The following is a 16,329-nucleotide window of genomic DNA, read 5'->3' on the forward strand; positions in this document are numbered from 1 at the left end:
ATCTGGTTCGCCCGCATTGCATGTTGCCAAACGCTGGTGACTATTGCTCAGCGTTGTTGTCACTCTCTTCGAGTTCTGCGATTGCGGCTTCATAATCCGCAATCGCTTGATCATCGGCCCCCTCTCGCACATTTGTTTGAGAGGAAGAGCCACATCCGAGCAAGCCTAGCATCAGGATGGCGACTGTCAGTGGAAGTGTTCTTTTCATGAGGTGCCTTTTTCGGGGTGGGCATGGTTGAAACGGATTGCTTTGCGAACGGACTCCAATGGTAGGGGGTGTCGATCACTATCGCAACTCGGCAAAAGCATGACGAGCATGTCTTGCGTGGAGACAAACTCTGTGGGCTGAGCAAAGATAGAAAGTGTGTCGTTTGTCTTCAAAACTCGTGTTCAAAACAATGGACCGGAGAAAGCTTGCATTCAACGGGCTGGCAACCATCGGGGACGCATGATGCGAGGCTGGATCTCGCATGAAACGATCACGGTACGCGGTGTCTCAGCATTCGAGACGGGGCCAATGTTCAGCAAGAATTGAGCAGCAATCTCGATGCTTGGCTCTCTATCGTGACGACGGCTGATGTGTGAACTGAGTTTCCGGGCAAATCAGATTTCCGATCTGGCCTGAGCAATCCACCGGGGCGTTGCTCGAATGACACTTACTTTAGTTTGCGAAGCGGTATTCGGCGTTGCCCCCGATCGCACGCGACCAGGGGCCATCTGGTTGTCTGGGCCAGCCCAGCGGACTACCCCCCCCCCACCCCGCAAGACTCAACGGCTTGAGGGAGCTGAATTTCCTTGCATCTCGATTGCCTGGTCGATACCATGCGGTTCTTTCCAGCCGGTACTGGCGTGGGACGATCGATTGACTCAAGTGGCCGTAAGAACATAACGGTGCACCGGAGTTATCTCTCGCCCCCGCTACGGCTCTTGTCTTCGCCATTGGAACGCGTCCCCTCGGTACCCCGTGATCTCACACGGCCGCCGGCGGTCTAGGTTCTGGTTTCACCGAACAGAAGGTCTTCACGAATAGACGACGAGAGAGTGGGCACGCGGTCCAAAGTCGATGTCGACCCGCTAGTGCTGAACGATCGGCAGAACACCGTCAATCTGTTACCAGGAGAATCTCAAGATGAAGTTCACTCGAATGATGGCGCTGACGCTCAGTGCGTCCTGCACGATCGGATTGTGCAGCGCAGTAGCCGTGGCCCAGGAAGGTCGACCGGGCGTGACCGCGCCGCAGCTCGGCCTGCCCTATGCCGAGCAGAAGTACCGGGGCAACGTCGGTACCACTTATCTCAATTCTGATCCTGCAGCATTCCCTAAGCAGGTTGCGGCTCCTGAGAACGCACCCAACGTGCTCGTGGTGCTACTCGATGACGTCGGCTTTGGCCAGTTCTCTGTTTCGGGCGGCGGTACCCCCGCACCTCACATGGAAGAACTGGCCCAAACAGGTGTGTTCTTCAATCGATTCCACACCACGGCCGTGTGCACCTCCACCCGCGCAGCACTGCTGACCGGCCGCAATCATCACGTCGCCGGTTCTGGCAACATCACCGAAGTGGCCACGGGCTTCGACGGCTACACCGGAATCATCCCCAAAGACACCGCGACCTTCGCGGAGGTCCTGCGGCAGAACGGTTACATCACCTCATGGATCGGTAAAAATCACAACACCCCAACATACGAAACCAGCGCGATGGGGCCTTTCGATCACTGGCCCAACAATCTGGGTTTCGACTACTTCTATGGCTTCATGGCGGGTGACACCAACCAGATGAGGCCAAATCTGTATGAGAACCAGACACCACTGCCCCAGCGGACAGCCGAGGATTACTACCTCAGCGTCGATCTGGCCGATCATTCCATCGAGTGGCTACAGCAAGCCGAGGCCATCCAGCCCGACAAACCTTGGATGATGTATCTCGCGCCTGCAGCAACTCACGCACCCCACCAGGCGCCAACAGAGTTAATTGAAGAATTCAAAGGGAAATTCGATGATGGCTGGGATAAATACCGCGAGAAAACCCTCGCCCGCCAGATCGAGATGGGCGTTGTCCCCAAGGATACCAAGCTGACCAAACGCCACGACAGCCTGCCGGCCTGGGACACTCTTTCGGCGGACGAGCAGAAACTGTCGGCCCGCATGATGGAAGTGTTCGCCGCCTATGGCAAACACGTCGACCAGGAAGTCGGCCGCGTGCTCGACTATGTCAAAACACTTCCCGATTCGGACAACACGTTGGTCGTCTACATCATCGGTGACAACGGAGCATCCTCCGAGGGCGGCATCCCCGGCACTCTCAACGAGAACGCCTTTTTCAACGGCGTGCAGATGCAAACCGAAGACATGATGCCCTTCATCGACGAGATCGGCACCGTGAAACACTTCAATCATTTCCCCGCCGCCTGGGCGCATGCCGTGTGCACGCCGTTCCAGTGGGTCAAGCAAGTCGCCAGCCACCTGGGCGGCACCCGCAACGCGATGTTGGTCAGTTGGCCTGCTAAGTACGACAATGGCGGAGAAGTTCGTAGCCAATTCACACACGTCATCGATGTGGCTGCAACTATCCTGGATGCCGCCGGAATCGAAGAGCCACGCAGCGTCAACGGCACGGCGCAGAAACCGATCGAAGGCCGCAGTTTCCTCAGCGTTCTGGAAGATAAAGACGCCGAAGAAATTCGCACCAGCCAGTACTTCGAGATGTTCGTCAACCGCGGCATCTACAAAGATGGTTGGTGGGCCGGCGCTTTATCGTTCGAGCCTTGGAACCCCAACCGGGGTGAGTTCGATCCCTTGAGTGTCCAATGGGAACTCTACAATCTGGAAGAGGACTTTTCTCAGTCAAATAACCTCGCCGAATCCAACCCGAAGAAGCTCGATGAGATGATCAAGCTCTGGTGGGCTACCGCGGCCAAAGCACAGGTCCTCCCACTCGACTGGCGTGGTGCCGAACGTTTTAGCGCCGAGTTGATGGGCAAACCCAATCTGGCGGCAGGCCGCGATAAGTTTGTCTATCCGATTCCCGTCGTCGGGTTGCCCGAAGCATCGGCGCCGGATTTGAAGAGCAAGTCCTTCGCCATCACCGCTGAGGTCAAGATCGACGACAATGCCAACGGCATGATCTTTACTCAGGGTGGCAATACCGGCGGGTGGGGCTTCTATCTGCTCAACGGAAAACTGGTGGCGACGCACAACTTTCTCGACGTCGCACGCTACACCGTGTCGAGCGATGATGTGATTGCTGCTGGTGATCACACCCTGAAGATGGAGTTCACCTATGACGGCAAGCAAGGAGAAGTCGGCAAAGGCGGCAGTCTCTCGCTGTCCGTTGACGGCGAGCAAGTGGGCAGTGGCAAGGTTGAGAAGACCTCGCCGATGAAATACTCGCTATCGGAGAACCAGGACATCGGCACGGATACCGGCACGCCGGTCACCTATGACTACCGCGAGCCTTTCGACTTCCAAGGCACGCTTGGTGAAGTCGTTGTTTCGCTGAAGTAAGTAGGTGTGGGCAAGCCATTCGGTATAACCCAATGAGCCGGTGGGCGCTAGCCCCGGTTTCTTCACGCCAAGCGCGAGGGACGTCGATTTAATGAGTGCAGCTATTCAACTCGGCGTTCTTGAGCCCCAACGGGGCGGCTGTACGAAAGCCCAGGGCATGGGACGTCGATTATATTACTGCAGCTTTGCGATTCGTGTTCCGTCCCTATCCACGGGCGTGAGCCAGTGGAATTGGACCCTCCAGGCCGGAGGCCGACACAGGAATTGCCGGTGGCGTCAGCCACCGGTCTGGATGTTTAACGAACCCACCAAGCCCCGGAGGGGGCGACACAGTTGCCCACCTGTGTCGCCTCCTCCGGGGCTTGCGATTTCTTTGCCACTCTTTCCGGTGGCTGACGCCACCGGCAGAGGTTGTGTCGGCCTCCGGCCTAAAACAACTGCAATTGCTTGGGCTCACGCCCATGGCTACATCATGCCGCCGCTTCGCGGCTCAGGACCATGTCGTTCTGAGAGACACCGATCATCAACAGAAGCTTCATTAATAAAATCGACGTCCCTCGACATTACACAAGCGACGCCGGCACCGTCTTCTCACTATTCCTTCTCACCCGCTACTCAACGACTTGCAAAACAATGAAATTGAAACCTCTCTTTTCTGCCCTCGGCATCGCCGGACTCCTCACCTCATCGCTGGTCGCCCAACAGGTACCCGCTCCCAATAGTTTTGACGATCTGGCCCAACCGTCTGCCGACGTCCAGATGCCCAAGGAGTACGCCAAGACACTCGCCGCCAGCGCCTACGTTTGGGGCTGGCCGCTGATCAACCAGCACAACCGCCGTGCCAAGATCACTCAGGCGCCCGAACCGTCCCTGATGAACGGAACGATCCCCGTCGCCCCAGGCGGTCACCTTGCGATGTTGCACGACTACATCAAGCCCGAGCAGCGTTTCGTAGCGTGCCCGAACCAAGATGTTGTTTATGGCCTCGGCTACATGTTCCTCGACAAGGAACCCGTCGTTGTGCAGGTGCCTGACTTCGAAGATCGGTTTTGGGTTTACGCCATGTACGACGCTCGCACCGACCAGTTCTCCGAACTCGGCGAACCCTACGACACCAAGCCTGGCTTCTATCTTGTCGTCGGCCCGAACTGGGACGGTGAGAAGCCCGAAGGCATCACAGCGGTTGTGCAGAGCTCGACCGAGTACGGAATGGTCGTGCCCCGCGTCTTTCAGGATGAGACCGCCGAGGACAAGAAGGCCATCCAACCCTTCATCAACCAGGTCGTGATGTATCCGCTCTCCGAGTTTGACGGCCAAATGAAGACGAAGGACTGGAGCCAACTCAAGAGTCTCGACATGGGCGGCACTGGATCGGGCGGCGAAACACAGTGGGTCGTTCCCGAAAATTTCTTCGACACCTTGGGTGAGGTGCTCGATGTCGTGCCACCACTGCCCGGTGAAGAGGCGCTCTATGCGCAGCTGCGTCAATTGCTCGCCGTGGCCGATCGCGATCCCGAAATCAAGAAGACCCTCGTGGAGACCGCGATTGAGACCGACAAGAATGTTATCTCTGAGTTCCTGAGGTGGGAACACAATGGCACGCCAGCGGGAAACCGTTGGAATCGTTCCACCCACAATGCCGAGTGGGGCGTCGACTATTATGACCGCACCGGCACCGCCCGTTCGAACATCTACGACAACAAGATCGACGAGACACGCTACTACTACACCGACTTTGACTCCGATGGAGAGCAACTCGATGGCTCCAGTTCCTATGAAGTCACCTTCGCTGCCGGGCAGACGCCGCCCGTCAACGGCTTCTGGTCACTGACCCTTTACGACAAGTCGCATTTCTTCGCACCCAATGAGTTGAACCGCTTCTCCCTGGGAACCAAGAACAAATCGCTCAAGACCGATGACGATGGTTCGTTGACTCTTTATGTCGGTTCCGAGTCACCAGGCGAAGACAAGGAGTCCAATTGGCTGCCTGCGCCGCAGGGAACGTTCTGTCTCTACATCCGCGCCTACTGGGGCAAGCCCGCCATCCTCGATGGCACTTGGCAACCGCCCGCCGTCAAAAAGGTTCACTGACAAGCTAACCGCTAAGCACGTGCATTTATTAAAGACCAGTATCAGGCCGGACATAGAAATGCATTTAAAGCGAATGAAAGAGATTAGTGCTGCAGCGGTGATCGGAGTACTCGGTGTCTTTAGCGCCCGCGCCGAGGATGCAAAAACGGTAACGCCGGAGAACGATGCGCGAGCAGAAGGTGACTCCTCGTTCGCCTTCAGCGTGAAAGGTGTCGGATCGAACCTGTTTCGCCATGATCGCTCACTGATCAGACTGGGGCTTTGGGCGGACGACACCACCCCATGGCAGAGCCGTCCGCGAGCCCGATTCCGCTCCGCTCCATCGGGCTCGCACCCTGCGGAACGCCGCAGGTAGACTAGGTGTTTTACAGTTAAAGATTTATCCCCCCCCTTTCAACAGCGTCCTCGGGCGCCACACGCAAAAAGCAAATTCCTGGCAGACATATGAAAATCACCATCAAATCAACCTTAATGGCAGGGGTGTTCGCACTCTGTGCCAGCCCCGTCTTGGCGGAAACGCCTGATCGTACTCGACTCCCAATCCCCGATGTGGAGCCCAAGGGCTATACACAGCTCGATGTAAGAGAGGTGCAACGTCCTGAACCCTATGAAGAACTTCGTCCTCCTGAAGGAGCACCTAACGTACTCGTCGTCATGCTTGATGACGTTGGCTACAGCCAGTCATCATTATTCGGTGGTCTGGTAGACATGCCAACCTTGGATTCAATCGCAAATCAAGGCTTGGTTTACAACAATTTCCACACGACAGCAGTCTGTTCAGCTACTCGAACTGCGTTGCTAACAGGTCGTAATCATCACCAAAATAACATGAGCTCTATCGCAGAGACTGCAACGGCCTTCCCCGGCAGTACCGGCATGAGGCCAAATTACATTGCGGCCTTGCCGAAAATCCTGAAATACAATGGTTACAAAACAGCAATGTTTGGCAAGAATCACGAGATTCCACCCTGGCAAACCGGCCCGGCCGCGAACCAAAAGCTATGGCCCAGCCAAGTAGGATTCGAAAAGTTCTACGGGTTCTTTGGCGGTGAAACTGACCAATATCAACCAGTCCTCGTTGATGGTGTTACGCGAATCAAAACACCCCGCACGAAAGACTATCATTTCACAACCGATATGACTGACCAAACTATCTCTTGGTTGGATCTGCAGTATAGCTACAACCCGGATACGCCATTTTTTGCATACTATGCGCCAGGAGCTACCCATGCCCCTCACCAAGCCCCCAAAGAATGGATAGACAAGTACAAGGGCAAGTTCGATATGGGCTGGGATCAACTGCGTGAAGATGTCTACAATCGCCAAAAGCAAATGGGCATCATTCCCCAGGATACGGTTCTGCCGTCTATGCCGGATGGGGTTCCCCGCTGGAACTCGCTGACCGAAGATGAGAAGAGAATCTTCGCCCGCCAGATGGAAGTGTTTGCAGGGTTCCTTGCTCACACAGATCATGAAATTGGCCGAGTAATCGACAGCCTGAAGAAAACAGGACAGTTTGACAACACATTGATTTTCTATATTGTCGGTGACAATGGCGCCAGCGCTGAAGGCAATCGCAATGGTAGTTTCAACTCATTGTCTTTCTACAATGGAGTTGAGGAAGACCCGCAGTTCATCCTTGACAACCTGGCCAAACTGGGCAGCAGAGACAGCTTTGGGCACTATGCGAAAGGCTGGGCTATTGCCGGTGATGCACCATTTGCTTGGATGAAAGGGACTGCTTCTGATTTTGGTGGCTCCGGTAATGGCATGGCGATAAGCTGGCCTAGCGGCATCAAAAAAGACAAAGACACCATTCGCAGCCAATGGACTCATGTCACTGATATCACGCCAACCATTCTTGATGCCGCTCATCTCCCTCAACCCACGGAGGTTGATGGCGTAAAGCAGATTTCAATGGCGGGCAAGAGTTTCACGAATTCGTTCAACGACCCGAAGGCTAAGAGCAAGCATACGACACAATATTTCGAACTCGCCGGCAACCGCGCAATTTATAGCGATGGATGGTTTGCTCGCGTGATTCATTGGCCGCTTTGGGAGGACGCTAAGAAATTCAGCACTCTCCAGGATGACACATGGGAACTGTTTGACGTAAGCAAGGATTTTGCTTTGGCAAATGATGTGGCAGATGAGTATCCGGAAAAACTGAAGAGCATGAAGGAGCTGTTCGACAAGGAAGCGACTAAGTATCACGTGTACCCATTGGATGACCGAACTCTCGAGCGTATGAATGCTGAAATTGCAGGTCGTCCCGACGCAATGTTTGGCAAAAAGACGTTGACTCTCTACTCCGGTGCAACGGGCATTCCTGAGAACTCGTTTCTCAACATCAAAAACAAGTCATTTGACCTGACGGCAAGAATAACAACTGCGAATGCACAAGAAACGCATGGTGTTATCATCGCCCAGGGCGGAAACTTTGCTGGCTGGTCCTTGTACGTCCAGGACGGTACCCCAACGTTCGAATACAATTGGTTGGGCTACGAATACACTCCAGTCACCAGCAGTGCTAAGCTCAAGAAGGGCGACAATGAAATTGTTGTCAAATTTCGTTACGACGAAAATGGCGAAGGCGGTGAGGGCAACAATGTCGGCCTTGGCAAAGGCGGCAATGCTTACCTGTACCTCAATGGTGAGCAAGTAGCGCAGGAGTTCATCTCTAATACCATCAGTAGTCTGTATTCATTAGATGACGGTGTCGGCGTAGGTGAAGATGAAGGTGGTGCTGTCAGCAAAGAGTACCAAGCCCCGTTTGTTTTCAACCAAGACATTGAAAGCGTTACAACCACTATCGTTGAGTGAATTAACTCTACACTATTGAACCAAGCAAAATGCTTTTTTCCTAGCTAACTGGAAGATACAAATGAAAACGAAACTAACTCGCCTGCCGGCAATTGCCCTGACTGCGCTCTGTCTTGGACAGCCCGTGGCAGCGCAGGATGTCGATTACGCCAATCAGCCCGCGAACCCGCGTGGCTCGACTGACGGCGCAACGACTGCCCCCGGTTTTTCCCATCCAAACCAATATCTGCATGTTCAGGCGACACAGATCGCTGATAACATGGAGCCGGTTATCATCCATCAGGATGATGTCGATCAGGCCCGGCAGAAGTTGGCCGATTTTGAAAAACGAACCGGCCAGAAGCCGAATATTCTGTTCTTCCTGACCGACGACGTGGGCTGGATGGACTTTGGCTTTAATGGTGGTGGTATCGCGGTGGGCAATGATACGCCAAATCTCGACCAGCTCGCGGCCAAGGGCTTGATCCTGACCTCGGCGTATTCCACGCCGTCCTGCACGCCTACTCGCGCAACGGTCATGACGGGGCAGAATCCTTTGCATCACGGCCTTCTGCGTCCGCCGATGTATGGTGAACCTGGCGGGCTGGGTGGCGTAGAAACGGTCGCCTCCATCCTGAAGAAGTTAGGATACGCGACACAGGGTGTCGGCAAGTGGCATATGGGCGAGGTCGAAGGCTCCGTTCCAAACGATGTCGGCTTTGACGACTACTACGGCTTTCTCGGGGTGTCGGACATGTACACCGAATGGCGTGATGTCTACGTCAACCCGGAAATCGCGCTCAGCCCCGAGCGGATGAAGTACATGACGGAATTGAACTTCAATCATTACAACGTCCATGCCACGCCCAAAGATGGCATTGAAAACGTCTACGAAATCGATCTGGAGTCAATCAAGAACCTCGATCAGGACTGGGCACGCTACTCCGAAGAGTTCATCGACTCACAGGCCGACACAGATCAGCCATGGTTCCTGTATCACGGGACACGCGGTGCGCATTTCGACAACTACCCGAATGATGACTACGCAGGTAAGTCACGGGCTCGAAACAGCTATTCGGACACGATTGTCGAGCTCGATGATATTTTCGGACGATTGCTGGCAAAGCTTGAAAAAACCGGTCAGTTGGAGAACACCTTCATCTTTGTAGGCTCCGACAACGGTCCCGAACAGGAAGTGGCGCCTTACGGTCGCTCGCCTTTCCGTGGTGGCAAAGGTTCGACCTGGGAGGGCGGAACACGCGTCCCGACCTTCTTCTACTGGAAGGGCATGATCGAGCCGCGTAAGTCCGAGGGTCTGTTCTTCTATGGGGACCTATTCAATACGGCCTTGTCGCTGGCCGGTGCGCCGGGCACGGAGGTCACAAAATACCTCCCCAAAGACCGGTATGTTGACGGCATCGATCAGACGGCCTTCCTTTTGGCCGATGAGGGCCAGTCGGCGCGAAAGAGCATGATCTACACGATGAACGCGCATCTTGCAGCCATCCGTATGGATGAGTTCAAGTTTCACATGGTCGTTCAGTTGCAGGATGCGATTTTCTCTCAGGGTCTCAAAGGCGGATTCAGCGGTGCCATCGTCTCAGAAACGGGCGGCACAACCATGGTGAATCTCTACGAGAATCCGCAGGAAAACCTTAACATCGGCAATCGTTATCTCCCGATTGTCACTCTGATGGGCCAAGAGGCAAGCCGCTATATGGGGGTTCTTAAGAAGTATCCGCCCAATATCACGGTGGCGATGCCCGGCAGCAGCAAGTGATCACGAAAAGTTCGTCATAGACAGGTGTTTTGCCAGCGGTGGTTTCTCGTAGACGAAGTTACCGCTGGCGCGCTTTCGATTATCGCGAACCTTTCGATTTCCAAGGCAAGCTCGGCGAAGTCAAAGTGACCCTGAAATAGTCGCTCGAGAACAAGCCTTCAATCCGGCGTCGGGTTCACCAAGCGAATCCGGCGCCTTGTTTCCAGTTCCATCCACTGAGTCAATCGACGTTCCAACTGAATAGGCAAACCAATGAAACAACTACTACTATCCGCATTGGCCGGGCTCTTTGCGCTCTGCGGCAATCTCCACGCGGCCGACGCGCCGACTCCGGAACAGGCCCGGGAAATCGCCAAGCAGGCGTATTTCTTCGCCTATCCCGTGGTGATGGACTACCGCACCATGTATGCGCAAGCCATCAAGGGTGATCGCGAGTTCGGCAAGTGGATCCATCTCGGACTCTCGAAACCGTCCGACACCGACATCGTCACGCCGAACAACGACACCCCCTATTCGTATGCCTGGCTCGACCTCCGCGCCGAACCCTGGGTGCTCACCGTGCCGAAGGTAGAACCCAAGCGTTTCATCACCAGTCAGTGGAACGACATGTTCGGCTTCGTGGTCGACAATGCCGGTTCGGTTAACGACGGCAACGACGTCGTCAAAGTTCTGCTCGCCTCCCCATCGTGGAAAGGGGACATCCCCGAGGGGGTCGATCGGGTCATCCAGGGCGAGAGCGACCTGCTCGGATCCCTGACCCGCACTCAAGTCATTGGCGGCGAATCCGACATGCCTCGCGTTAGTGAGATCCAGCAAGGCTACAAGCTCCAGCCGCTTAGCGCCTACACCGGCGGCAAAGCGCCTGCGGCCGCTCCTGCAGTCGATTGGCCAGCCTGGACCGAAGGTGATGAGGAGACCTTGAAATACTGGGATTATTTCAGCTTCGTGCTGCCCTTCATCACACGCAACGCCGACGATCAGCCGCTGTATGACCAGCTGGCCTCGCTCGGCATGAGCGCCGAAGGCGGATGGAAAACTGCGGATCTCGACGCCGCCACCCAGACCGCGCTGAAAGCCGGAATCGATGACGCCCGCGCTGAAATGAAGAAACTCGGCGAAGGGGATCTCGATGCCAATAAGCTCTTTGGCCCACGCAAGCTTCTGGGCACCCGCTACCGCGACCGTGCCATGGGTGTCTACATGGGGATCTTTGCCAACACCTCCGACCAGTCTTTCTATATCTCGATGCCGGCAGATTCGAAAGGGCAGCCGCTCGACGGTTCCAAAAACTCCTACACCCTGACCTTCACCAAGGAGAATCTTCCTCCGGTGGAATACTTCTGGTCGATCACGCTCTACAACCTGCCTCAGCGCTTCCTCGTGGAGAACCCGATCAAACGCTACTCAATCGGCAGCGCCACCCCCGGACTGAAGTATGAAGACGACGGCTCGCTGATCATTCACGTCTCCGCCGAATCACCCGGCAAGGATCTGGAAAGCAACTGGCTCCCCGCCCCGAAAACCCCGTTTTGGACTGTGCTTCGCAGCTACGGCCCTGACGAGGCGATCATCAAGGGCACCTACAACACCCCGGCTTACCAGCCGACTCCGGTGAAGTAATCAGATTCATCAATCCTGAAGAACGGCGTCAGGTTGACATCGGCGGTGAATGACACTCGTGCTGAGAACTGCCACGACGCAATATTGACGTCAAAAACGAATACGTTGTTACTCTACTTGTTGGATCGCTTTTCTGCGATTCAATGATTTCTCGACTTCCAATAAGAAGGACAAAATGATGGCTAATCTCGTTGTCGTCGGTTATGACGATCAATTCAAGGCAGAAGAGGTGCGGCTTGCACTGGTGAAGATGCAGCAAGACTATTTGGTCGACCTGGAGGATGCGGTCGTCGCCGTGAAGACCGAAAAAGGAAAGGTCAAACTGCACCAGCCGGTGAGCCTGACCGGCACGGGAGCCGCCTATGGTGGACTGTGGGGCACGCTGATCGGCTGCTTTTTCTTCAATCCATTTGCTCCCTTGATTGGGGCTGCGGTAGGAGCCGCCACCGGTGGCCTCTCGGGTGCACTTTCGGATATCGGGATCGAGGACGGCTTTATGAAACAAATCGCTGGCCAATTAGAACCGGGGCGTTCCGCCTTGTTCGTGCTCGTTCGAAAGGCCACTCCTGATAAAGTTCTGGAGGAACTCAAGGGATACGGCGGCACGATTCTGCAGACGTCCCTGACACACGAGCAGGAGGAAAAACTGCAGTCGGCACTCGATAAGGCCAAGAGCTAGCCTGCAGCGTGATGGCAGGCCAGTACCGATGAAGGGCGTAAGTTCCACACGGAATTGCGCCCGCGATCTCAGTATTTGCAAGTCAATCATGGAAAAATCACAATGGATGATCTCATTAACTTGACCGTCTGTGCGGCAACGTATGACGGCGTCGACTCAGCCGAAGCGGACTACGATGCCGTCAAGTCGATGTACAAGGACCTCGACCTGATGGATACATTCGACGCGGTCTAGACCGCCGTGTCACCGGGAAGCTCGATCAACGCGGTATGCATTGGTGCTCCGCGTTGATCTTTTTGAATCGGACGCATGGAAATTAGCGTTCACTATCGGAGACAAGCTAACGCGCAGTGGGCGCGATGGCTGCTGCGGTTTCTAAGACGCATCGCGGCAAAACTGCAAAACCGCCTCGACGAGTGCAAGACGGATCTGGAACTACGTCTGAGCAGGTAAGTGTAGTTTTTTATTTTTTATCGACGACGACTTCGGATATCAATCTAAAAAGGACCGCTCAGATGATGTTTTCAAACAATCTTCAGCAATCTGTTCGTATGCTTCTTGTGTGCCTGCCAGTCTTTGGCTTGCTCATTCCCGTCAGCAAAGGCGTGGCGCAAGAGAACTCCGGTCGTCAAGAGCGGACTGCCCAGCTGGACGCAAAGGTGACCGAACTGCAGACGCAACTGAAAGTTCTCCGAGAAAAATTGCTCGCTGTTTCAGAGCAAGCCAAATCGAACCTCCGAGCGGAGGTGGAAGTGACGAGGGATGCGGTAGCCGATACATATGTGGAGCTGCAGTCAACCGTTGATGTGGAGTTGCAGAACCGATCACGTGCGATTGACGAAGTGTGGAAGCAAATGGTCGCCGATGGAACCGAACTCAACGCAGCGGCTGTGAACGAGTTGGAGCGGACTCGCCAATCATGGTCGAAGGCACATGACGAACTTGGTGATTCGTATCAGCAGCAGATCACCTATTTGCAGGGAGAGCTTGACTCTCTGGAACTGCAGGCCCAGGCTGCTAATGAATCGCTGGGGAAGAAATGGGATGACACCCGTTTTGATCTCTACGAGAAATACCAGGCGACGGCAAGGCAGATGCGAGCGTCCTATCGAGAAGGGATCAACGAATTGGAAAAAGAGGTCGCCCGGCTTGATCAGGTCGCGGCAAATGCCTCCGATCAAGTGCGTGTGAAGCTAGACGGGATGTCTGAATCGCTGTCCAAAGAGCTGGGAACTCTGCATGAGGAACTGCAGAACGCCTATCAAGACACGACCGCAAAGACAGATGACTATCTTGCTGTCATGAAAAGAGAGGTTCAGCAGGCCGGTGCAGATGCAGATGCAGAGTTTCAGGCTGAAGTTGAGCAAGTTTCCGCATCCCTGTGTAAACTGCAATCTGAGATGGTCCAAGGTTGGATCGGCTACGGCGAGTGGATCGATGAGCGGGTCGCAGACGTCAAACAACGTGCTCAGGACGCCGAAGGAGTTGTCAAGCAGGAACTGGAGGGCCAGCAAGCAGCTCTTGAGGTCAGACGCCAGGAGGTTCGACGTCAGCTCGAGTCCGACTACGATACTTATATGGCCACACTCAAAGCCGACATCGAGTGGATGCAGCAGCAACTTGATGACGTGGATCAAAAACACCGAGAACGATTAATCAAAGCGATTGAAGCACGCCAAGCGGAGTTGGAAGACGCAAAAAAGCGTCTGCAGAGTCGAGACGAGAAGCAGGGTTAGAAGAATGCGATTTTGCGTGCCGCGTCATCCGCCACTGGGCGGCCCGCGTCCGTTGTCGCTACTCAATGAATTTGCATTCGTGGCTCAAACACCATATAGACTTGAGACAGCAGATCACGAGGCTCACATCCGGTGGGTCACTGTTGCAAGTTGCCGTCCAATGTGTGTTCACCCATGTTTTTTTTGGCTCATCCGACGAAAGCGTGCGCTGGAGGTTTTGGAGGCATGGCTCCAGTATCCAATGATTGATTTGTCGGAGGCGATAGTGGATGTTAGCCTGGAGCTGCCGGTAGAAACGGAGCCGAGCTCTGCAGAGGTGCTGGCTTGGCAAGGGATATCTCGGTCGACGGTACGCCAATGATGTTGCCGGTCCCTGGCGGACATTCGTTCGTCAGCGACGCATTTTTGTAAGATTATTGGATACTAGAGCCATGCCTAGAAAAACCTTCCCCCTGTGCTCCGCGCACGCTTCCGTCGGATGAGCCTGATTTTTTACCATCGAACAATTACCGGAGAAGACAGTTGAAACCAGATTATTTTAATTTCCCCGTCGCCGCTTTGGCGTTTGCACTGACCCTTGTCTCTACCGCACTGCAGGCCGCCGACCCGGTTCCCGTCACGGACGAGAATTTCGCTCGCGCGATGAATGACCTCGCGATGCACAAGGAGTTTGCACAGGGCGCCGATAACACCTGGAATCATCACCGCAAGCCGATGCCTCTCGATGAGCAACCTGCGCCGCTGATGAACCGTGACACGCTTTACTCCTTCGCCATGCTTGACGGCCGGGGTGATGTTGCGATCACGCTGCCTGAGAATGATGGCCGCTACATGTCGCTGCATGTGATGAACCACGATCATGTCACCTACAAGGTTCTCTATGGCCCTGGACGCTATGTGATACCGGCGGACGAAACGACAGATTTCTACTTTGCCAATGTTCGCATGCAATTGGATGCCAGTGATCCAGCTGACGTCAAGAAAGTAAACGGCTATCAAGATCAACTAAAAGTCGAGCATCTTAATGGTTATAAACCGGAATCCTTCCAGGTTACCAACTGGAATATGGAAGACTTCGCCAAGGTTCGCGCTAAATGGGTGGCAATTGCACAGCAGGAAGGCGTTGTAGGAACGATGGGTACGGTGGAACACCCAGTGTCCCTGGAAGATCGCAATCGGGGCGTGTCAATCGCCGAAGGGCTGCTGCCGGACAAAGATGCTACGTACTATACCGAAAAACATGAAGTAGAAGAGGGCAAGGCCTACAAAGCGACCTACTCGGTGCCTGAACTGGCAAACGCCGATCTCGGTTTTTACTCCATAACGATCTATGGAGAGGACCAGCACCTGAAAACTGATCAAGGCTCTATTCTTAACAACAAAACAATCCAGTTGAATGCCGATGGTAAGACCTTTGATATCTGGTTCGTGCCGGAGAGCGAGTTCGGGAAGGGTGAACACCCAAATGAACTCATTATCCCCACTGCACCGTTTTGGACATGCTTCCGTGTCTACATGCCGGGAGATAGCGTTCTTGCAGGCGATTACAAAATGCCTGAACTCGTCGAGCAAACTCCCTGAGACTTGATTCGCAATCACCTGTTGCGGATCGTATTGGACGAGGCGACGAGTCCCCAAGGATATGGACTCGTCGCCTTCTGTTGATTCCCCAAAAAACCGGATCCCCTGTCAGCTTGTCTGACAGGAATCTCCGTTTTGTGATTAGATAAAGATGGAGCATTCACCCCGCTCCCATGCGGGCTTGCCCCGCATGACAGCAAAGTTGATCGACTTGGTTTCCTGTCAGACAAGCTGACAGGGGAACGTGTGTCGATACCGCGGTTTTCTAATTTGAAAACGTCGCTTCGGCGTGTGACAAGCACACGGGGGAGCAAACTTGTGGGTAGTCGACAGCTCGTCGCCTCGTCCACTACGGTGAATTCTTTTCTGCTCCCCGCCCAAAAACCCCACGTAACTGGCACCATGAAAACCTATTTCAATCTCATCATCACGGCCGCCTTGTTGGCCATCACGCCGCTCGTTCACGCCGACGAGAAAACGGGCGTTGGCCCCAACGGGGTCGCTCTCGCCTCCAGCCCTGCGTTCACCGCCGAAGGGG

At 54.6% G+C, this 16,329-nt stretch carries 11 protein-coding genes; 10 read left to right on the top strand and 1 reads right to left on the bottom strand.

Annotation, left to right across the window (positions count from 1 at the left end):
• Positions 1–40 precede the first annotated feature (40 nt).
• Positions 41–208 carry a hypothetical protein gene (locus CA85_RS24905; RefSeq protein WP_186774899.1) on the bottom strand — a complete coding sequence of 56 codons (168 nt, stop codon included), beginning with the start codon at positions 206–208 and terminating at the stop codon, positions 41–43.
• Positions 209–1,129: 921 nt separating this feature from the next.
• Here CA85_RS24905 and CA85_RS12105 point away from each other — a divergent pair.
• From CA85_RS12105 to CA85_RS12145, 10 genes are all read left to right on the top strand, one after another.
• Positions 1,130–3,502: an arylsulfatase gene (locus CA85_RS12105; protein WP_146391595.1), complete on the top strand. Its 2,373-nt coding sequence runs from the start codon at positions 1,130–1,132 to the stop codon at positions 3,500–3,502.
• Between the two features lie 633 nt (positions 3,503–4,135).
• Entirely contained in the window at positions 4,136–5,593 is a 1,458-nt protein-coding gene (locus CA85_RS12110) for a DUF1254 domain-containing protein (protein ID WP_146391596.1), read from the top strand.
• Positions 5,594–5,666: 73 nt separating this feature from the next.
• Positions 5,667–5,948: a hypothetical protein gene (locus CA85_RS12115; protein ID WP_146391597.1), complete on the top strand. Its 282-nt coding sequence runs from the start codon at positions 5,667–5,669 to the stop codon at positions 5,946–5,948.
• Positions 5,949–6,037: 89 nt separating this feature from the next.
• On the top strand, positions 6,038–8,416 hold the full coding sequence (locus tag CA85_RS12120) for an arylsulfatase (protein WP_222435440.1): 2,379 nt from the start codon (positions 6,038–6,040) through the stop codon (positions 8,414–8,416).
• A gap of 61 nt (positions 8,417–8,477) precedes the next feature.
• Positions 8,478–10,175, top strand: coding sequence for a sulfatase-like hydrolase/transferase (locus CA85_RS12125; protein ID WP_146391598.1), 1,698 nt, complete (start codon positions 8,478–8,480; stop codon positions 10,173–10,175).
• Positions 10,176–10,427: 252 nt separating this feature from the next.
• Positions 10,428–11,795: a DUF1254 domain-containing protein gene (locus CA85_RS12130; protein ID WP_146391599.1), complete on the top strand. Its 1,368-nt coding sequence runs from the start codon at positions 10,428–10,430 to the stop codon at positions 11,793–11,795.
• A gap of 175 nt (positions 11,796–11,970) precedes the next feature.
• On the top strand, positions 11,971–12,474 hold the full coding sequence (locus tag CA85_RS12135) for a DUF1269 domain-containing protein (RefSeq protein WP_222435441.1): 504 nt from the start codon (positions 11,971–11,973) through the stop codon (positions 12,472–12,474).
• A 102-nt stretch (positions 12,475–12,576) separates the two neighbouring features.
• On the top strand, positions 12,577–12,708 hold the full coding sequence (locus tag CA85_RS25965) for a hypothetical protein (RefSeq protein WP_261344712.1): 132 nt from the start codon (positions 12,577–12,579) through the stop codon (positions 12,706–12,708).
• A 125-nt stretch (positions 12,709–12,833) separates the two neighbouring features.
• On the top strand, positions 12,834–14,210 hold the full coding sequence (locus CA85_RS12140) for a coiled-coil domain-containing protein (RefSeq protein ID WP_146391600.1): 1,377 nt from the start codon (positions 12,834–12,836) through the stop codon (positions 14,208–14,210).
• A 522-nt stretch (positions 14,211–14,732) separates the two neighbouring features.
• On the top strand, positions 14,733–15,791 hold the full coding sequence (locus CA85_RS12145; RefSeq protein ID WP_222435442.1) for a DUF1254 domain-containing protein: 1,059 nt from the start codon (positions 14,733–14,735) through the stop codon (positions 15,789–15,791).
• Positions 15,792–16,329 lie beyond the last annotated feature (538 nt).

The organism is Allorhodopirellula solitaria (assembly GCF_007859855.1).
GTDB classification, from domain to species: domain Bacteria; phylum Planctomycetota; class Planctomycetia; order Pirellulales; family Pirellulaceae; genus Rhodopirellula; species Rhodopirellula solitaria.